This window comes from Streptomyces sp. NPDC058685, assembly GCF_042714725.1.
Classification (GTDB): domain Bacteria; phylum Actinomycetota; class Actinomycetes; order Streptomycetales; family Streptomycetaceae; genus Streptomyces.
Window position 1 is genome coordinate 1 of sequence record NZ_JBHXSL010000058.1, and the last position, 17,978, is coordinate 17,978.

The following is a 17,978-nucleotide window of genomic DNA, read 5'->3' on the forward strand; positions in this document are numbered from 1 at the left end:
GTCCCCGGGGGGACCCCCCCCACACCGGCGCCCGCCCGGTTCAGCGGGAGAAGCGCGCGATCGGGTTCTCCAGGGTGCCGATCAGCTGGAGCGCCCCCGCCGGGTCGGCGAGGTCGACCATCTCCTTGTTGTTGCGCAGCTGGAGGCGGTTGAGGCAGGAGAGCGCGAACTCGTCGGTGAACATGTCGTACTCGCGGAACTTGTCCGCGAGGTGCGGCACCGACTCCTGGTAGGCGCGCACACAGTCCGCGACCGCCCGCCAGAACGTCTCCTCGTCCAGCCGCCCCTCCGACACCAGCGCCGGCGCCAGGAAGCGCAGGAAGCAGTCGAAGACGTCCGTGAAGATGGAGAGCAGCTTCATGTCGTCCGGGACGTCCGCGCGGATGCGCTCGACCGCCGGCGGCAGCACCGCGTCCGGGTCCATCACCGCGATCTCCTCGGCGATGTCCTTGAAGACCGCGCGCTGCACGGCGCCCTTCTCGTCGAGGACGAGGATGACGTTCTCGCCGTGCGGCATGTAGACCAGGTCGTAGGCGTAGAAGCTGTGCAGCACGGGCGTGAGGTACGCGTGCAGATAGCCGCGCAGCCACTCCGCGGGCGCGAGGCCCGACTCGTCCATCAGCGTGCCCGCGAAGCTCGCGCCGTCGTGGTCGACATGGAGCAGGGAGGCCATGGTGGCCACCCGCTCGCCGTCCCGCAGCGTCGGCACCGGGCTCTCGCGCCACAGCGCGGCGAGCATCTTGCGGTACGGGGAGTACCGGTTCGTCGCCCGCTCGTACTGGCGGTGGTGGTACCCGATCGCCGCCCGCTCCCTGATGATCGAGAAGCGCGCCGCCTTGAGGACGTCGTCGCTGTCGACCAGGTGCGCGAGCCAGTCGTTGATCGCCGGGGTCGCCTCCATGTACGCCGCCGAAAGGCCGCGCATGAAGCCCATGTTGAGCACGGAGAGCGAGGTTTTCACATAGTGCTTGGCCGGCGAGGTCACGTTGAAGAACGTGCGGATCGACTGCTGGGCCAGATACGCGTCGTCGCCGTTGCCGAGGCACACCAGCCGCTGCTGGGCGATCTCGGCGGCGAAGGTGACGGAGAGCTTGTTCCACCACTGCCACGGGTGCACGGGCAGCAGGAGGTAGTCGGCCATGTCGAGACCGAGGGAGTCCAGCCGCGCGGCGAAACGGGCGAGCTGGGCCTCACCGAGTTCGTCGCGCACCAGGGTCTCGTAGTCGAGCCCGGCGCCGGCCGTGAAGGTGGCGTGGTCGCGGCGGGCCGCGAGCCAGACCAGACGGACCTCGCTCGCGGTCTCCGGGGCGTACGAGAGGTACTCGTGCACACCGAAGCCGAGCCGGCCGTTGTTGGCCACGAAGCAGGGGTGGCCCTCGGTCATGCCCGTCTCGATCGCCTGGAACCCGGCGCCCGTCAGCTCGGCGGAGGTCATCGGCTTCTTGGCGAGCTTGTACGCGGTCCCGGAGAGCGTGGAGGAGATCTCCTCCAGATACACCGGGAGGATCTCGTCGCTGAGCCCCAGCGAGGCGCGCAGCTCGATGAAGAACTCCAGCGCGTCCAGCGGCTGTTCGGTCCCGTCGCGGTGGCGGGTGATCGAGTCGGCGCGGACCTGCCAGTGGTCGAGGGCGAACCGGCGTGCGGCGAAGCGGTACTCGGTCGCGGAGTCGTCGCTCAGGACCCGGTAGCGGCGCTCGCCCGCGCCCTCGGCCCCGCCGTCGAGCGCCTCGGGCGTCAGCAGCCGCTCGTGCGAGAACTCCGCGAGCGCCTTGCGGACGAGCTGCCGGTTCGCCTCTTCCCACAGTTCGGGCGTCAGATGTGCCACGGCGTCGGACAGGGTCATACCGTCACTCCTCGTGCAGCCAGGAACTGGTCGCGGGTGCAGAAACTCAGCAGCGCGTCCTTCTCCGGCTTCTTGATCTCTCGTACGGGTACGAAACCGACGGCTTCGTTGAGCGCGTGCACGGCCGTGTTGCGCACGTCCGGTTCGACGACCACGCGCCGGGTCGACGGGTCCGCGAACAGCGTCTCCATCACCGCGGTGATCACGGCGCGGGTGAAGCCGTGCACCGGTGTGTCGGTCGGCGCGACCAGGAAGTGCATGCCCACATCGCCCGGCTCGGCCTCGTACAGGCCCTGGAGCTCCACGTACCGCGGGTCGTAGCGCTCCATCAGGAAGACGGGTTCGCCGTCGCTCAGCCCGATGAAGGCGTCGTGGTGCTCATGGGCGGCTATCGCCATGTACTCGCGCTCGACGTCCTGAAGTCTGGCGTCCTGCATCATCCAGTAGGCGGCCTTGGGATGGGTCACCCAGCCGTGCACCAGTTCGGCGTCGGCGAAAGGATCGAGCGGGCGGACGGTGAACGTCATACGGAGAACTCCTGGAACGCGATGGACTTTTCGACGGGGTAGTACTCGGACCCGAGCATCTCGCCGATGATGTAGGCGTTGCGGTACGCGCCCATGCCCAGGTCGGGCGAGGTGATCGAGTGCGTGTGCACGGCGGCGTTCTGGAGGAAGATCTCGCGGCCGGCGGTGTCGACCGAGTAGTTGCGGGCCACGTCGAAGCGGCCCTGCCCGTCCCTGCGGATGCGGTCGGAGACCGGGCCGAGGAACGCGGGCTGGACGTACTGGTAGCCCGTGGCCAGGACCAGGCCCTCGGTGTGCAGGTCGTAGTCCTTGCCCTGCTCCTCCTGACGCAGTCCCAGGGTGTAGACGCCGTTCTCGTAGGAGGCACGGTGCAGGGCCGAGTTGGTCAGCAGTCGCGTCTGGACCGGGCCCGCCAGGTTCTTCTGGTAGAGCAGGTCGAAGATCGCGTCGATCAGCTCGCCGTCGATGCCCTTGAACAGCCCCTTCTGCTGGGACTCCAGGCGGTAGCGGGTGGCCTCGGGCAGCGCGTGGAAGTAGTCGATGTACTCCGGGGAGGTCATCTCCAGCGTCAGCTTGGTGTACTCCAGCGGGAAGAACCGCGGGGAGCGCGTGACCCAGTTGAGCCGGTAGCCGTGCACGTCGATCTCGGAGAGCAGGTCGTAGTAGATCTCCGCGGCGCTCTGGCCGCTGCCGACCAGCGTGATCGACTCCTTGCGCTGGAGCGCTTCCTTGTGGTCGAGATAGCGCGAGTTGTGCAGCAGGTCGCCGTCCAGGCCCTGGCAGGGCTCGGGGATGTACGGCGGGGTGCCGGTGCCCAGCACGATGCGGCGGGTGTACAGCCGCTCACCGGCGTCGGTGTGGACGACGTACAGCCCGTCCTCGTGCTCCACACGGGTCACGGTGGTGCTGAAGCGGATGCTGCTCAGCTGGGCCGCGGCCCAGCGGCAGTAGTCGTTGTACTCGGTGCGCAGCGGATAGAAGTTCTCGCGGATGTAGAAGGAGTACAGCCGTCCCTTGTCCTTCAGGTAGTTCAGGAAGGAGTAGCGGGAGGTCGGGTCCGCGAGGGTCACCAGGTCCGACATGAACGGCGTCTGGAGGTGGGCGCCTTCGAGGAACATCCCCGAGTGCCACTCGAAGTCCGGCTTGGACTCCAGGAACAGGCCGTTGAGCTCGTCGATCGGCTCGGTCAGGCAGGCGAGGCCGAGGTTGAAGGGCCCGAGCCCGATGCCGATGAAATCGTGGGGCTCACGGGACTCATGGGGCTCACGAGACACGGACAAGGTTTTCTCCCAGGTACTGCTCGGCGTGGCCGGCGATCAGGTCGAGTACGGCGGCGATGTCGTCGGCCGTCGTCTCGGGGTTGAGCAGGGTGAACTTGAGGTACTGGCGGCCGTTGACCTTCGTGCCCGCGACCACGGCCTCGCCGGAGGCGAACAGCGCCTTGCGGGCGTAGAGGTTGGCGCGGTCGATCTCGGTGGGGCTGGTGACGGCCTCGGGGATGTAGCGGTAGACCAGGGTCGAGAGCTGCGGCTGGACGACGACGTCGTAGCGCGGGTCGGCGGCGAGGATCTCCCAGCCGGTCGCGGCGAGGTCGCAGACCTCGTCGAAGAGCGAGCCCACGCCGTCGGCGCCCATCACGCGCAGGGTCATCCACAGCTTGAGCGCGTCGAAACGGCGCGTGGTCTGGAGGGACTTGTCGACCTGGTTCGGGATCCTCTCCTCGACGGTGCGCCGGGGGTTGAGGTAGTCCGCGTGGTACGTGGCGTGGCTGAGCGTGGCCGCGTCCCGGACCAGCACCGCGGACGAACTCACGGGCTGGAAGAAGGACTTGTGGTAGTCGACGGTGACGGAGTCGGCGTGCTCGATGCCGTCCAGCAGGTGGCGCCGGGTGGGGGAGGCCAGCAGGCCGCAGCCGTACGCCGCGTCCACATGCATCCAGGTGCTGTACTGCTGGGCCAGCTCGGCGATCTCGGGCAGCGGGTCGATGGAGCCGAAGTCGGTGGTGCCGGCGGTGGCGACGATCGCCATGGGGACCAGTCCCTCGCGGGCGCAGCGCTCCAGTTCGGCGGCGAGGAAGAACGTCTGCATGCGCTTGTCGCGGTCGACGGGGACCGAGACGACGGCCTCGGGGCCGAGCCCGAGGAGCGTCGCGGACTTCTGCACGCTGAAGTGGCTGCACTCGGAGGCGAAGATGCGCAGCCGCTCCAGGTCCGTGGTCTTGGCCTCCTGGCGGGCGAGCAGCAGTGCCTGGAGGTTGGACTGGGTACCGCCGCTGGTGAAGACGCCGTCGGCGGCCTCACCGAGGCCTATGCGCTGGGCGGTCCAGTCGATGAGACGGCGCTCGATCAGCGTGCCGCCCGCGCTCTGGTCCCAGGTGTCCAGCGAGGAGTTGACGGCCGAGAGCACGGCCTCGCCGAGGACGGCCGGGATGACGACGGGGCAGTTGAGGTGTCCGAGGTAGCGCGGGTGGTGGAAGTACACCGCGTCCCGCAGGTAGACCTGCTCCAGCTCGTCCAGGGCCGCGGAGGTGTCGCCGAGCGGCCGGTCGAGGTCGACGGCCGCGATCACCGGGGCGAGTTCGTCGGGTGAGACTCCGCTGAACGGCTGCCGGGTTCTTGCCAGTCGGCTCGCAACCCGGTCGACTCCTTCGGTGACCGAGAGCCGGTAGCTCTCGGCTGTCGCGTCGTTGAGCAGGTGCGAGCGCATGCAATGTCCTTCTGGATGCGGGGACTTGGTCACCCCTCGGAACGGGCGAGGGGGGCGAGTGGGCGACGTCGAAGTAAGGTTAGCCTAACCTAACTTCAGACACCAACCGACCCGCCCCCCTCAGGGGCCCCGCCCGTTATGGCGTTGCTCACGCCTCGTCGGCTGCCTCGGCGGGCTCCTCGCGCAGCCCGTCCTCGCTCACGCCGCGGCGCCAGTAGCCGACGAACGTCACCCGGCGGCGGTCCATCCCGCGCTCGCCCACCAGGTGGCGGCGCAGCGCCTTGACGCTGCCCGACTCCCCGGCGATCCATGCGTAGCCGGCGCCGTCGGGGAGTTCGGCCGCGCGGACCGCCTCCACGGCGGTCGGAGCGTTCTCCTCCCGCACCAGCCAGGTGATCTCGGCGTCCGCCGCGGTGGTGAGGTCCAAGCGGTCGCCCGCGTGCGGAACCTCCAGCCAGACGTGCGCCCGGGTGCCGGCAGGCAGCCATTCGAGGATCGCCGCCGCGGCCGGCAGGGCCGTCTCGTCGCCCCAGATCAGCACCCAGTCGGTGTCCTGCGGCGGACGGCAGCGCACCGAGGTGTTGTCGGCGACCGCCGGGCCCAGCACCATCACCTTCTGTCCGGGCGTGGCCTGTTCGGCCCACCGGCAGGCCGGGCCGCCGTCCTCGTGGACGGCGAAGTCGATGTCGACCTCGCTGCTGCCGTCGCCCGCCCGGCGCTGCTCGCGCACCGTGTACGAGCGCATCACCGCGCGCACGTCGTCCGGCAGGGCGCGCCAGGCCGCGAACACCGCACTGCCGTCCCCCGCGTCGACCGGTACGACCGGGGCGTCCTGCCCCGGGTGCGGAAGGAAGAGGGACAGCGACTGGTCGCGGCCCCCGGCGGCGAAGTCCCTGAGTTCCTCGCCGCCGAAGGTGACGCGGACCAGGGACGGGCCGAGCCGCCTCGTTCCGGTCACCTCCATCGGGAAGAAGCGGAACGGGGCGGTCTCGGCCGTCGTCGTCATGGTCAGGCGACCTTCTTCGCGTTCTCGATGGCCTTGGCGAGTTCTTCCAGGACCGGCGCGCACTTGTCGTAGGAGTAGATCGGCTCCGTGACGCGCGGGATCACCTGGTTCGCCTTGACGGCGGGCAGCTTGGCCCAGGTCGGCTTCGCGGCGAGCGCGGCCGGCTGGAGGGCGGAGGAACGGTTGTCCAGCATGATGATGTCGGCGCCGTACTTGTCGGCGTTCTCCCAGCTGAGCTCCTCGAAGAAGCCCTGGGCGTTCGCCTTGGGCTCGATGAACTTCACGCCCAGCTCCTGGAAGTACAGGGTGTCCGCGCTCGTCTTCGGGACCGAGACGTAGAACAGCTCGGCGCTGCCGGAGCCGATCAGGACCTTGATGCCGGGCTTCGACTTGGCGGCGGCGCGCAGCCGGGCCGCGGCCTTCTCGAAGCGGGTCTTGGCGGCGGCGGCCTTCGGGCCGGTGGTGTCACCGCCGAGGGACTTCGCGAGCTCCGCGTGCCGCTCCAGCGCCTTCTGCATGGTGGTCTCGGCCGCCCACAGCAGCACGCTGGGGGCCACCTTCATGATCTTGTCCTTGGACTGCGGCGGCACGTACCACGGGTCGTCCTTGGCCCACATGTTGGTGATGAGCACCTCGGGCGCGAGGGCCGCGTACTGCTCGATGTTGAACTCGCCGTAGACGTTGCCGATGACCTTGACCTTGTTCACATCGAGGTCGCCGGCCTGGACGTCGGCCTTGCCGTCCTTGGTCTTCGTCGGGCCGAACACGCCCTTGACCTCGACGCCGTAGTCGTGGAGCGCGGCGGCGGTGCCGGTGAAGGCGACGATGTTCTTCGGAACGGCCTTCAGCTCCACCTTGGTGCCGCGGTCGTCCGTGAAGGTCCAGGGGCCGGACTTCTCGGCGGCCTTGCCCGACGCGTCCGACGAGTCGTCGCCGCCACAGGCGACGAGCGCGGCGCCGAGCCCGATGGCGCCACCCGCGGCGAGGACTCCACGACGGGAGAGGTGAGAAGCTCGGGCGTTGGGCATGATGGTGTCGCTTTCGTATGTGCCGATCCGGCCTTGGTCAGTTCGAGGGTAGGTTAGCCTAACCTCACAAGCTGTCCAGAGGCGGGTCCGGCCGACGACGGCGAACAGCCCTGCGGCGGGCCGACTCCTCGGCCCGGGCATGGAGCGGCCTCCTCGCCCCGGAGGAACGGGGGAGGAGGCCGGAGTCCGTGCGTCAGCCCGTCAGGCCCAACTCCCGTGCGATCAGCATCCGCTGGACCTCGCTCGTGCCCTCGCCGATCTCCAGGATCTTCGAGTCACGCCACATCCTGGCCACCGGGTACTCGTTCATGAAGCCGTAGCCGCCGTGGATCTGCGTCGCCTCGCGGGCGTTGTCCACCGCGACCGTCGAGGAGTACAGCTTCGCCAGCGCCGCCTCCTTCTTGAACGGCTCGCCCAGCACCAGCCGGGAGGCCGCGTCGCGCCAGCCGACGCGGGCCATGTGCGCCCGCATCTCCATGTCGGCGATCTTGAACTGGATCGCCTGGTTGGCGCCGATCGGGCGGCCGAAGGCGTGCCGCTCCCTGGCGTACTTCACCGACTCGTCCACACAGCCCTGGGCAAGGCCCGTCGCCAGCGCGGAGATGGCGATGCGGCCCTCGTCGAGGATGCGCAGGAACTGCGCGTAGCCGCGGCCCTCCTCGCCCAACAGGTTCGCCAGCGGCACCCGGACGTTGTCGAAGGACAGCTCGCGGGTGTCCGAGGCGTTCCAGCCGACCTTGGAGTAGGCCGGGGCGACCGTGAAGCCGGGTGTGCCGGACGGGACGATGATCGAGGAGATCTGCGGCTTGCCCTCCGGGCTGCGGCCGGTGACCGCGGTGACGGTGACCAGACCCGTGATGTCCGTACCGGAGTTGGTGATGAAGCACTTGGAGCCGTTGATCACCCACTCGTCGCCCTCGCGGACGGCCGTCGTGCGGGTGCCGCCCGCGTCCGAGCCGGCGCCGGGCTCGGTCAGACCGAACGCGCCGAGCATCTCGCCCGCGCACAGACGCGGCAGCCACTCCTGCTTCTGCTCCTCGGTGCCGAAGCGGTAGACGGGCATCGCGCCGAGCGACACCCCCGCCTCCAGGGTGATCGCGACGGAGGAGTCGACGCGGGCCAGCTCCTCCAGGGCGATGCCGAGGGCGAGATAGTCGCCGCCCATGCCGCCGTACTCCTCGGGGAAGGGCAGCCCGAACAGGCCCATACGGCCCATCTCGCGGACGATCTCGTACGGGAACTCGTGGCGCTCGTAGAAGTCGCCGATCTTGGGCGCGATCACGTCGTGCGCGAACTGCTCGACGGTACGGCGGAGTTCCTCGTGCTCGGCGGTGAGCCGGTGGTCCAGGGACATGGGTGTCACTCCTTGTGGGAGAGGGCGCGAACGGTGCGGGACGGACTGGGACGGCCCAGCCGTTCGGCCATCCACACGCTCGTGGCGGTGAGCAGGCCGAGATCGACCCCGGTTTCGATGCCGAGGCCGTGAAGCATCCATACGAGGTCTTCGGTGGCGAGGTTTCCGGTGGCGCTCTTCGCGTAGGGGCAGCCGCCGAGGCCGCCCGCGGACGCGTCGACGGTGGTCACGCCGTGCTGGAGCGCGGCGAGGGTGTTGGCCAGCGCCTGGCCGTAGGTGTCGTGGAAGTGCACGCCGATCGCGGAGGTGGGCACACCCTCCTCGTTGAGCTGGGCGAGCAGGGCCTGCACATGGCCCGGGGTCGCGACGCCGATGGTGTCGCCGAGGGACAACTCGTCGCAGCCCAGGTCCATCAGCGCCTTCGCCACCCGCACGACCTGGTGGACGGGGACCGGCCCCTCCCAGGGGTCGCCGAAGCACATGGAGAGATAGCCGCGGACATGGACCTTGTCGTCCTTGGCGCGGGCGACGACCGGCTCGAACATGGCGAGCGACTCGTCGACAGTGCGGTTGAGGTTCCTGCGCGCGAAGGTCTCCGTCGCCGAGCCGAACACGGCGATACGACGGGCGCCGAGGGCGACGGCCCGGTCGAGACCGCGTTCGTTGGGGACGAGGACGGGCAGCGCGACGCCCGCGCTCCGGACGTCCTCAAGCTGCGGGAACAGCTGCTCCGCGTCGGCGAGTTGGGGGACCCACTTCGGGTGGACGAAGCTCGTCGCCTCGATCGTGGTGAGGCCGGCGGCGGCGAGACGGTGGACGAACTCCGCCTTCACCTCGGTCGGCACGACCGTCTTCTCGTTCTGCAGTCCGTCGCGCGCGCCCACCTCGTGGATGCGCACCCGCGGCGGCAGATCCTGCGCGGGGACCTCCATGGGCAGTCCGTCAGCCATGGACGGCCTCCTCTCCGGCCTGCTCGGCGTCCTCGTGCGGGGCGACCACGGCCAGCAACTGGTCCATGGCCACGGTGGTCCCGGGGGTGACGTCCAGTTCGGTGACGATGCCCGCGTGCGGGGCGGAGATGACGTGCTCCATCTTCATGGCCTCGACGACGAGCAGACTCTGGCCCGCGGCGACCTCGTCCCCGACGGCCACCTTCACCACCGTGACCGTCCCCGGCATGGGGGCGGCGAGGGTGTCGGCGCCCGCGTGCGCGGCGCCGCTGAGGGAGGCCGCGACGGGGTCGTGGTCCTGGACGTGCCAGGAGTCGCCGTCCCGCCCGAGCCAGACACCGTCCGGCGTTACGGCGAAGCCGAAGGTGTGGGTGACGCCGTCCAGTTCCACCGTGACGCGGTCCGGCGCACGGGACACGATCCGGGCGGACCGTCCGGCCGGCTCGTCGTCCAGCGCGATCTCCGTGCCCGTGCCGGACCCGCGGGTGCGGATGCGGACCGGCTCGTGGCCCGGGAGACGGAAGTGGTGGACGGTCCAGGCGGGTACACCGCCCAGACGCCAGCCGTCGGGGACACCGAACGGATCCACCCAGCCCGCCGCGGTCGGCGCCGGTCCGGGGGCCGCCGACAGCAGTGCCGCGGCCGCGCAGACCTCGTCCGGCACGCCCTCGGGAAGCAGCGTGGCGAGATCGCGCTCCACCAGGCCCGTGTCCAGGTCGCCGGAGACCACCGAGGGGTGGGCCAGCAGCCGGCGCAGGAAACCGGTGTTGGTGGGGACGCCGAGGATGACCGTGTCCGCGAGGGCACGGCGCAGCCGCGCGAGGGCCTCGGCCCGGTCGCGGCCGTGCACGATCACCTTCGACAGCATCGGGTCGTACGTGCTGCCCACGTCCGTCCCGGCGGTCAGACCGGAGTCGGTGCGCACACCGTCGCCGTGCGGTTCCTCCAGCGCCACCACGGTGCCGCCGGAGGGGAGGAAGCCGCGCGAGGGGTCCTCGGCGCAGATCCGCGCCTCCAGGGCGTGCCCGGTGAGGGTGATGTCCTTCTGCTCGTACGGCAGGTGTTCGCCGGCCGCGACCCGCAGCTGCCACTCCACCAGGTCCAGCCCGGTGATGAGCTCGGTGACCGGGTGCTCGACCTGGAGACGGGTGTTCATCTCCATGAAGTAGTACGAGGACGGGTCGTTGCCCGGGACGATGAACTCGACCGTGCCCGCGCCCCGGTAGCCGCACGAGCGGGCCGCCTGGACGGCCGCCTCTCCCATGGCCGAGCGGGTCTCCTCGTCGAGCAGGACGCTCGGCGCCTCCTCGATGATCTTCTGGTGGCGCCGTTGCAGGGAGCACTCCCGCTCGCCCAGGTGGATCACCCGGCCGTGGCCGTCCGCGAGGACCTGGATCTCGATGTGGCGGGGCCGGTCGATCCACCGCTCCACCAGGAGCGTGTCGTCGCCGAAGGAGGAGCGGGCCTCCCGCCGGGCCGCCGCGATCTCCTCGGCCAGCTGTGCCGCGTCGCGCACCAGCCGCATGCCCTTGCCGCCGCCGCCCGCGGAGGGCTTCAGCAGGACGGGCATACCGATCTCGCGTGCCGCGTCGGCCAGTTGATCATCCGTCAGACCGGACCCGGACGAGCCGGGCACGACGGGGACACCCGCCGTCCGTACCGTCTCCTTGGCCCGGATCTTGTCTCCCATCAGGGAGATGGCCGAGGCCGGCGGACCGATGAAGACGAGGCCCGCGTCCTCGCACGCCTGGGCGAAGCCCGCGTTCTCGGCGAGGAAGCCGTACCCCGGGTGGACCGCCTGCGCACCGGTGCGCGCGGCGGCCTCCAGCAGTCGCTCCACGGACAGATAGCTCTCGGCGGCGGCCGCCGGGCCGATACGGACCGCCGTGTCCGCCTCCCGCACATGGCGGGCGTCCGCGTCCGCGTCGCTGAAGACGGCGACCGAGCGCACGCCCATGGCGCGCAGGGTGCGGATGACCCGGACCGCGATCTCGCCCCGGTTGGCCACAAGGACTGTGTCGAACATCGTGTGGGGTCCCCTCACATCCGGAAGACGCCGAAGCCGGACTGGGTGCCGTCGTTGCGGTCCAGCGGGGCGTTGGCACAGGCGGTCAGGGCGAGTCCGAGCACCTGACGGGTCTCGAGCGGGTCGATCACGCCGTCGTCCCACAGCCGGGCCGTCGCGTAGTAGGCGTTGCCCTGCTGGTCGTACTGGGCGCGGATCGGGTCCTTGAACGCTTCCTCGTCCTCGGCCGGCCACTGTTCGCCGCGGCCCTCCAACTGGTCGCGCTTGACGGTCGCGAGGACCGACGCGGCCTGCTCGCCGCCCATGACCGAGATCTTGGCGTTGGGCCACATCCACAGGAAACGGGGGGAGTAGGCGCGGCCGCACATCGAGTAGTTGCCCGCTCCGTACGAACCGCCGACGACGACCGTCAGCTTCGGCACCCGGGTGCAGGCGACGGCCATCACCATCTTGGCGCCGTGCTTGGCGATGCCGCCCGCCTCGTACTCGCGGCCGACCATGAAGCCGGAGATGTTCTGGAGGAACACCAGCGGGATGCCGCGCTGGTCGCACAGCTCGATGAAGTGCGCGCCCTTCTGGGCGGACTCGGAGAAGAGGATGCCGTTGTTGGCGATGATGCCGACCGGGTGACCGTGGATCCGTGCGAAGCCGGTGACCAGCGTCTGCCCGAACTCGGCCTTGAACTCCTGGAACCGGGAGCCGTCCACGAGCCGGGCGATGATCTCGCGCGCGTCGTAGGGAGTGCGGGAGTCGACCGGCACCGCGCCGTACAGCCCGGCCGGGTCGGCCTTCGGCTCCTCGGCCGGTTCGACCGACCAGGGCAGCGGGCCGCGCTCGGGGAGGGTGGCCACGATGTTCCGCACGATCCGCAGCGCGTGCGCGTCGTCCTCGGCGAGATGGTCGGTGACTCCGGAGACGCGGGAGTGCACCTCGCCGCCGCCGAGCTCCTCGGCCGTGACGACCTCGCCGGTCGCGGCCTTCACCAGCGGCGGGCCGCCGAGGAAGATCGTCCCCTGGTTGCGGACGATCACGGCTTCGTCGCTCATCGCCGGGACGTACGCGCCGCCGGCCGTGCAGGAGCCGAGGACGGCGGCGATCTGCGGGATGCCGGCGCCGGACAGGCGGGCCTGGTTGTAGAAGATCCGCCCGAAGTGCTCGCGGTCGGGGAAGACCTCGTCCTGCATGGGCAGGAAGGCGCCTCCGGAGTCCACGAGGTAGACGCAGGGCAGACGGTTCTCCAGCGCCACTTCCTGCGCGCGGAGGTGCTTCTTGACCGTCATCGGGTAGTAGGTGCCGCCCTTGACGGTGGCGTCGTTGGCGACGATCACCACCTCGCGGCCGCTGACGCGGCCGATACCGGCGATGACACCGGCGGCCGGTGCCTGCCCGTCGTACATCCCGTCGGCGGCGAGCGGAGCGATCTCCAGGAAGGGCGAACCCGGGTCGAGGAGGGTGTCCACGCGGTCCCGCGGCAACAGCTTGCCGCGGGCGGTGTGCCGGGCGCGGGCCTTCTCCCCGCCGCCGAGGCGGGCCGCGGCCAGCTTGGCGCGCAGGGCGTCGGCGAGCTCCTGATGTGCGACCTCATTGGCCTGCCAGGCCGGTGATGCGGGGTCTGCCGTGCTGGTCAGCACGGGTGCCTGCTGCATCGTGTCGAGCCCCCTTGCCCGTACGACTTTCGGTTAATGAGCGTTAACGCGTTTCCCTCAGGTTAACGAGCGCTAACTGTGTTGTCTAGAATCGGCTGCATGAGCACCAGGACGGATGCGCCGACCCGCCGCGAGCAGATCCTCAAAGAGGCCGCTCGCCTCTTCGCCGAGCGCGGGTTCCACGGCGTGGGGGTCGACGAGATAGGGGCGGCGGTCGGCATCAGCGGCCCCGGCCTGTACCGCCACTTCCCGGGCAAGGACGCCATGCTCGCCGAGCTCCTGGTGGGCATCAGCGAGCGGCTGCTGAGCGGGGGACGGCTACGGGTCGAGGAGTCGCCGGCGGACCCCGAGGTGCTGCTGGCCGCGCTGATCGACGGCCATATCGACTTCGCACTGGACGACCGCCCGCTGATCACCCTCCACGACCGCGAACTGGACCGGCTGCGCGACAGCGACCGCAAGCTGGTGCGGCAGTTGCAGCGGCAGTACGTGGAGCTGTGGGTGACGGCCGTGCGCGAACTGCACCCGGAGGTGGCCGAGTCGGAGGCGCGCGCCGCGGTCCACGCGGTCTTCGGCCTGCTCAACTCGACGCCGCACCTCGGGTCGTACGGCAGCGGTCTGCCGGGCCGGGCCGCGACCGAGACCCTGCTGCGGCGCCTCGCGCACGGAGCCTTCGCCTCGCTCACGGCCTGACGCGCGGGGCGCCCCGGCCGTCCGGGGTACGGGACGGCCCGCGCGGCGACGGCGGCTGACGGCACAATGGGAGGTATGCCGATACCCAGCCGTGCCGCCCTTGTCGACCATCTCGTCCGCACCCGTATCGCCGGAGACGTCGCCACACCGCGCGACAACAACCTCTCCCACTACCGCAAGCTCGCCAACGGCGACCGTCACTACTGGCTGGGTCTCGAGCTCGGCGACCGCTGGACGGACGAGCAGGACGTGCTGGCCGTCATGGCCGAGCGGTGCGGTGTCAACGACGATCCGCAGTACCGGGTCGGGCAGGACACCATCGACCCGGAGCTGACCGTCGACGCCCTGGACCGGATGGCCGGGCGGCTGCGCAAGGCCGTCGCCGGGCAGGAGCGCGTCCTGTTCGCGACCGGGCACCCGGGCGGGCTGCTCGATGTGCACCGGAGAACCGCGGACGCACTGCGGGCGGCCGGCTGCGAGATCGTCCGGATTCCGGGCGGGCTCACCGCGGACGAGGGCATGGTCTTCCAGTTCGCCGACGTCGCCATGCTGGAGCGCGGGGCCACGCTGTGGCACACCCACTCCCCGGCGCCGATGGCCGCCATCCTCGACGGCCTGGAGCGCGAGGGCAGCCCGCAGCCCGACCTCGTCGTCGCCGACCACGGCTGGGCCGGCTGCGCGGGCCAGCGGGGGCTCGACTCCGTCGGGTACGCGGACTGCAACGACCCCGCGCTGTTCATCGGGGAGGCCGAGGGCACCCTCCAGGTGACCGTCCCGCTGGACGACCACGTCACGGACCCGCGGTTCTACGACCCGATGACCGAGTACCTGCTGGACGCCGCGGGGCTGGCGGGCCGGTAGGCACCGCGCCGCCGCCCTGCTCGGCCCCGCCTCACCCGCGCTTCACGCACAGCGCCGTCTCGCCGAGGGAATGGGTCCGCCAGCGGGCCGGATCGCCCAGGTGACGGCCCACCGCGGGCGACGGTCCGAGGATCAGATTGCCCGCGAGCAGCGTGCCGCCGGGGCGCAGCAGCCGGTGCAGCTGCCCGACGACCTCCACGGTCGGGGTGAACCCGTCGAAGAAGGCCAGGTCGTAGCCGTCGGACGGGAGACCGGGCAGCAGGCTCTCGGCGGTGCCGTGCAGGACGTCGACGCGGTCGGCGCACCCGCGGCCGGCGATCTGGTCCCGGGCGAGGCGGACGTGTTCCGCGTCGCTCTCGATGGTCTCCACCCGCGCGTGCGGTGCCGCGTGCGCCATGGCCAGGGCGGTGTACCCGAGCGCGGTGCCCACCTCCACGATCCGGCGGGCGCCGACCGCCGCCGCGACCGTCGCCGGCAGCGATCCCTCGCCGTACGCGTACGCGCCGCAGCGGTGCGCGCGCCGGTGCCGCCGGGTCGCCTCCTGGACGTCGGCGAACTCGTCGGCCACGTCCAGCGGGTGCCGCAGGGCGGCGATCGCCGCGACGGCCACGCCGCGCATCCGGTTCGTCCGTGTCGTCATCATCCGCTCCCTCGGCCCGGGGCCCGCGAGTTACGCCCCGGTGCCGCCCGTCCGCGTACCGTGGCACCTGAAGCTCACTTCAAGTCAACCGGGAGAGGGCGGTGCGCACACCGATGGACGGGCGGCGGGGCGGGGACGGGCCCGAGGAGGGCGGACTTCTCGACATCGCCGAGGTGGCACGGGCCACGGGCGTGGCGCCGTCCGCCCTGCGCTACTACGAGCGGCTCGGCCTGGTCGAGCCGGCCGGGCGCCACGGCCTGCGCCGGACGTACCGGCCCGAGGTCCTCGACCGGGTGGCGCTGATCGTGGGCGCCCGGGCCACCGGCTTCTCGCTGGCCGAGCTCTCCGAGCTGCTGGCCGGGCCGCCGGTGGAGGTCCGGGTGCGCCTCGCGGGGAAGGTCGACGAGATCGACCGGCGCATCGAGGAGATGCGCACGGCGCGGGCGCGCATCGGCCACGCCCTGACCTGCCGGCACCCCACCCTGCTGGACTGCCCGACCTTCCGGGCCGGTCTGCGGGAGCTGCTGCCCGAGGTCAGCGGGGGACCCGCACCACGCCTTCCTGGATGACGGAGATGGCCAGCTGCCCGTCCTGGGTGTAGATCCGGGCCTGGCCGAGGCCCCGGCCGCCGGATGCCGACGGGGACTCCTGGTCGTACAGGAGCCATTCGTCGGCGCGGAAGGGCCGGTGGAACCACATCGCGTGGTCCAGCGAGGCGCCGACCACGTCGCCGACCGCCCAGCCGCCGCGGCCGTGCGCCAGCAGCACCGAGTCGAGCAGCGTCATGTCGGAGACGTAGGTCGCGAGGCAGACGTGCAGCAGAGGGTCGTCGGCCAGCTTGCCGTTGGCACGGAACCACACCTGGGAACGGGGCTTCCTCGGCTTGCCCACGCTGCCGTACGGCGGCGCGTCGACATAGCGCAGATCGACCGCGGCCCGTGCCTCCAGCATCCGCTCGACGATGCCGGGGTCGACGAAGTGCTCCGCGTACGCGGGCATGATCTCGGCTGCCGTCGGCAGCGTCTCGGGCGCGGGCGCGTCCGGCATCTCCGACTGGTGGTCGAGGCCCTCCTCGTACGTCTGGAAGGAGGCCGACAGATGGAAGATCGGCTGGCCGTGCTGGACGGCCACGACCCGGCGCGTGGTGAAGGAACGGCCGTCACGGATGCGGTCGACCGTGTAGACGATCGGTGCGCCGGGGTCGCCCATCCGCAGGAAGTACGCGTGCAGGGAGTGCGCGGTGCGGTCGTCGGGGACGGTGCGGCCCGCGGCGACGAGCGCCTGGGCCGCGACCTGTCCGCCGAAGACCCGGGGCACGACCGCGGAACGGGACCGGCCCCGGAAGATGTCCTGCTCGATCTGCTCCAGGTCGAGCAGATCGAGCAGGTCGTCGAGTGCTGTGCTCATGGAAGGAAGGTAACTGCCCTTACAGACCCATGGACTTCGCGATGATCGACTTCATGACCTCGCTGGTGCCGCCGTAGATGCGGTTGACGCGGTTGTCGGCGTACAGGCGCGCGATCGGGTACTCGTTCATGTAGCCGTAGCCGCCGTGCAACTGGAGGCAGCGGTCGATCACACGGTGCGCGACCTCGGTGCAGAACAGCTTCGCGGACGCGGCCTCGGCGGGGGACAGCTCGCCCGCGTCGAGGGCCTCGAGGGCGCGGTCGGCGACCGCCTCGGCGGCGTCCACCTCGGCCTGGCAGGCGGCCAGCTCGAACTTGGTGTTCTGGAAGGAGGCGACCGGCTTGCCGAAGACCGTGCGGTCCTGGACGTACTGCTGGGCGAACCGCACGGCGGCCTTGGCCTGCGCGTACGCACCGAAGGCGATGCCCCAGCGCTCGGACGGCAGGTTCTGGCCGAGGTAGTAGAAGCCCTTGTTCTCCTCGCCGAGGAGGTCCTCGACCGGGACCTTGACGTCGACGAAGGCCAGCTCGGCGGTGTCGGAGACCTTCAGGCCGAGCTTGTCGAGCTTGCGGCCAACCGAGTAGCCCGCGGACTTGGCGTCCACCGCGAACAGGGAGATGCCGAAGCGGCGGTCGTCCTCGCGGGGCGCGGACGTACGGGCGCAGACGATCACGCGGTCGGCGTGCACACCGCCGGTGATGAAGGTCTTGGCGCCGTTGAGGACGTAGTGGCTGCCGTCCTCGGAGAGCTTGGCGGTGGTCTTCATGCCCGCGACGTCGGAGCCGGTGCCCGGCTCGGTCATCGCCAGCGCCCACATCTCCTCGCCGGTGGCGAACTTCGGCAGGAAGCGCTTCTTCTGCTCATCGGACGCGAGCAACTTGATGTACGGAAGGCCGAGCAGCACGTGCACACCGGAGCCGCCGAACGAGACGCCCGCGCGGGCGGTCTCCTCGTACATCACGGCCTCGTACTTGTGCGACTCGATGCCGGCGCCGCCGTGCTCCTCGTCCACGCGGATGCCGAAGACGCCCAGCTCACCGAGCTTGTGGTAGAAGTCGCGCGGTGCCTGACCAGCGGCGAACCACTCGTCGTAGACCGGAACGACCTCGGCTTCGATGAAGGCCCGGATGGTCTCCCGGAACGCCTCGTGGTCCTCGTTGAAAACGGTGCGGCGCACGGGACGCCCTCCTTCGTCGATGTCTAAGCGCTTGCTCAGGCCAAGTTACCGGGCGGTTGTCAAGCCTGTCCAGGGCGGTCCCGCGGTGGTCGCGCACATCACACACCGGGGGAC

The 17,978-nt window shown here is 70.7% G+C and carries 16 protein-coding genes; 3 read left to right on the forward strand and 13 right to left on the reverse strand.

Translation table 11 applies throughout. The features are described from left to right. Positions 1 to 40: 40 nt before the first annotated feature. From ACFWU3_RS31150 to ACFWU3_RS31195, 10 genes are all read right to left on the reverse strand, one after another. A complete protein-coding gene (locus tag ACFWU3_RS31150) occupies positions 41 to 1,843 on the reverse strand; it encodes an IucA/IucC family protein (protein WP_384444405.1) in 1,803 nt (600 codons plus the stop codon). Further along, complete coding sequence (locus tag ACFWU3_RS31155) at positions 1,840 to 2,370, reverse strand: GNAT family N-acetyltransferase (protein WP_384444406.1); 531 nt, start codon at positions 2,368 to 2,370, stop codon at positions 1,840 to 1,842. The genes ACFWU3_RS31150 and ACFWU3_RS31155 overlap by 4 nt, the downstream gene beginning before the upstream one ends. Continuing rightward, positions 2,367 to 3,644: a lysine N(6)-hydroxylase/L-ornithine N(5)-oxygenase family protein gene (locus ACFWU3_RS31160; RefSeq protein WP_384444437.1), complete on the reverse strand. Its 1,278-nt coding sequence runs from the start codon at positions 3,642 to 3,644 to the stop codon at positions 2,367 to 2,369. Before ACFWU3_RS31160 ends, ACFWU3_RS31155 begins: the two co-directional genes overlap by 4 nt. Further along, entirely contained in the window at positions 3,634 to 5,076 is a 1,443-nt protein-coding gene (locus ACFWU3_RS31165; RefSeq protein WP_384444407.1) for a pyridoxal phosphate-dependent decarboxylase family protein, read from the reverse strand. The genes ACFWU3_RS31160 and ACFWU3_RS31165 overlap by 11 nt, the downstream gene beginning before the upstream one ends. A gap of 148 nt (positions 5,077 to 5,224) precedes the next feature. After that, positions 5,225 to 6,082: a siderophore-interacting protein gene (locus ACFWU3_RS31170; protein WP_384444408.1), complete on the reverse strand. Its 858-nt coding sequence runs from the start codon at positions 6,080 to 6,082 to the stop codon at positions 5,225 to 5,227. A 2-nt stretch (positions 6,083 to 6,084) separates the two neighbouring features. Then, positions 6,085 to 7,110, reverse strand: a complete 1,026-nt coding sequence (locus ACFWU3_RS31175) for an ABC transporter substrate-binding protein (RefSeq protein ID WP_384444409.1) — start codon at positions 7,108 to 7,110, stop codon at positions 6,085 to 6,087. A 193-nt stretch (positions 7,111 to 7,303) separates the two neighbouring features. After that, entirely contained in the window at positions 7,304 to 8,464 is a 1,161-nt protein-coding gene (locus ACFWU3_RS31180; protein ID WP_384444410.1) for an acyl-CoA dehydrogenase family protein, read from the reverse strand. A gap of 5 nt (positions 8,465 to 8,469) precedes the next feature. After that, positions 8,470 to 9,414, reverse strand: a complete 945-nt coding sequence (locus ACFWU3_RS31185; RefSeq protein ID WP_384444411.1) for a hydroxymethylglutaryl-CoA lyase — start codon at positions 9,412 to 9,414, stop codon at positions 8,470 to 8,472. Beyond that, entirely contained in the window at positions 9,407 to 11,440 is a 2,034-nt protein-coding gene (locus tag ACFWU3_RS31190; RefSeq protein WP_384444412.1) for an acetyl-CoA carboxylase biotin carboxylase subunit, read from the reverse strand. Before ACFWU3_RS31190 ends, ACFWU3_RS31185 begins: the two co-directional genes overlap by 8 nt. Before the next feature lie 14 nt (positions 11,441 to 11,454). Further along, positions 11,455 to 13,086 (reverse strand): carboxyl transferase domain-containing protein, encoded by a 1,632-nt coding sequence (locus ACFWU3_RS31195; protein ID WP_384444413.1) that lies wholly within the window; start codon positions 13,084 to 13,086, stop codon positions 11,455 to 11,457. A 99-nt stretch (positions 13,087 to 13,185) separates the two neighbouring features. On the opposite strand from ACFWU3_RS31195, the gene ACFWU3_RS31200 reads away from it, so the two are divergent. Then, positions 13,186 to 13,779, forward strand: coding sequence for a TetR/AcrR family transcriptional regulator (locus ACFWU3_RS31200; RefSeq protein WP_384444414.1), 594 nt, complete (start codon positions 13,186 to 13,188; stop codon positions 13,777 to 13,779). 75 nt (positions 13,780 to 13,854) lie between these two features. Beyond that, on the forward strand, positions 13,855 to 14,640 hold the full coding sequence (locus ACFWU3_RS31205) for a phosphatase (RefSeq protein WP_384444415.1): 786 nt from the start codon (positions 13,855 to 13,857) through the stop codon (positions 14,638 to 14,640). Positions 14,641 to 14,671: 31 nt separating this feature from the next. Here ACFWU3_RS31205 and ACFWU3_RS31210 read toward each other — a convergent pair whose 3' ends face one another. Continuing rightward, positions 14,672 to 15,280, reverse strand: a complete 609-nt coding sequence (locus ACFWU3_RS31210; RefSeq protein WP_384444416.1) for an O-methyltransferase — start codon at positions 15,278 to 15,280, stop codon at positions 14,672 to 14,674. A gap of 101 nt (positions 15,281 to 15,381) precedes the next feature. Between ACFWU3_RS31210 and ACFWU3_RS31215 the strand changes: the two genes are divergently transcribed. After that, positions 15,382 to 15,849, forward strand: a complete 468-nt coding sequence (locus tag ACFWU3_RS31215) for a MerR family transcriptional regulator (RefSeq protein WP_384444417.1) — start codon at positions 15,382 to 15,384, stop codon at positions 15,847 to 15,849. Here the strand turns inward: ACFWU3_RS31215 and tesB are convergent. Further along, entirely contained in the window at positions 15,815 to 16,687 is an 873-nt protein-coding gene (gene tesB / locus ACFWU3_RS31220; protein ID WP_340473210.1) for an acyl-CoA thioesterase II, read from the reverse strand. The two genes, ACFWU3_RS31215 and tesB, sit on opposite strands and share 35 nt — an antisense overlap. 19 nt (positions 16,688 to 16,706) lie before the next feature. Beyond that, on the reverse strand, positions 16,707 to 17,864 hold the full coding sequence (locus ACFWU3_RS31225; protein WP_384444418.1) for an acyl-CoA dehydrogenase family protein: 1,158 nt from the start codon (positions 17,862 to 17,864) through the stop codon (positions 16,707 to 16,709). Positions 17,865 to 17,978 lie beyond the last annotated feature (114 nt).

What these genes read in the sequence shown, in the direction of transcription:
- ACFWU3_RS31195 (WP_384444413.1), bottom strand. Translation starts at nt 13,086, where the DNA reads ATGCAGCAGGCACCCGTGCTGACCAGCACGGCAGACCCCGCATCACCG.
- ACFWU3_RS31205 (WP_384444415.1), top strand. Translation starts at nt 13,855, where the DNA reads ATGCCGATACCCAGCCGTGCCGCCCTTGTCGACCATCTCGTCCGCACC.
- ACFWU3_RS31200 (WP_384444414.1), top strand. Translation starts at nt 13,186, where the DNA reads ATGAGCACCAGGACGGATGCGCCGACCCGCCGCGAGCAGATCCTCAAA.
- tesB (WP_340473210.1), bottom strand. Translation starts at nt 16,687, where the DNA reads ATGAGCACAGCACTCGACGACCTGCTCGATCTGCTCGACCTGGAGCAG.
- ACFWU3_RS31180 (WP_384444410.1), bottom strand. Translation starts at nt 8,464, where the DNA reads ATGTCCCTGGACCACCGGCTCACCGCCGAGCACGAGGAACTCCGCCGT.
- ACFWU3_RS31210 (WP_384444416.1), bottom strand. Translation starts at nt 15,280, where the DNA reads ATGACGACACGGACGAACCGGATGCGCGGCGTGGCCGTCGCGGCGATC.
- ACFWU3_RS31170 (WP_384444408.1), bottom strand. Translation starts at nt 6,082, where the DNA reads ATGACGACGACGGCCGAGACCGCCCCGTTCCGCTTCTTCCCGATGGAG.
- ACFWU3_RS31175 (WP_384444409.1), bottom strand. Translation starts at nt 7,110, where the DNA reads ATGCCCAACGCCCGAGCTTCTCACCTCTCCCGTCGTGGAGTCCTCGCC.
- ACFWU3_RS31150 (WP_384444405.1), bottom strand. Translation starts at nt 1,843, where the DNA reads ATGACCCTGTCCGACGCCGTGGCACATCTGACGCCCGAACTGTGGGAA.
- ACFWU3_RS31185 (WP_384444411.1), bottom strand. Translation starts at nt 9,414, where the DNA reads ATGGCTGACGGACTGCCCATGGAGGTCCCCGCGCAGGATCTGCCGCCG.
- ACFWU3_RS31155 (WP_384444406.1), bottom strand. Translation starts at nt 2,370, where the DNA reads ATGACGTTCACCGTCCGCCCGCTCGATCCTTTCGCCGACGCCGAACTG.
- ACFWU3_RS31165 (WP_384444407.1), bottom strand. Translation starts at nt 5,076, where the DNA reads ATGCGCTCGCACCTGCTCAACGACGCGACAGCCGAGAGCTACCGGCTC.
- ACFWU3_RS31190 (WP_384444412.1), bottom strand. Translation starts at nt 11,440, where the DNA reads ATGTTCGACACAGTCCTTGTGGCCAACCGGGGCGAGATCGCGGTCCGG.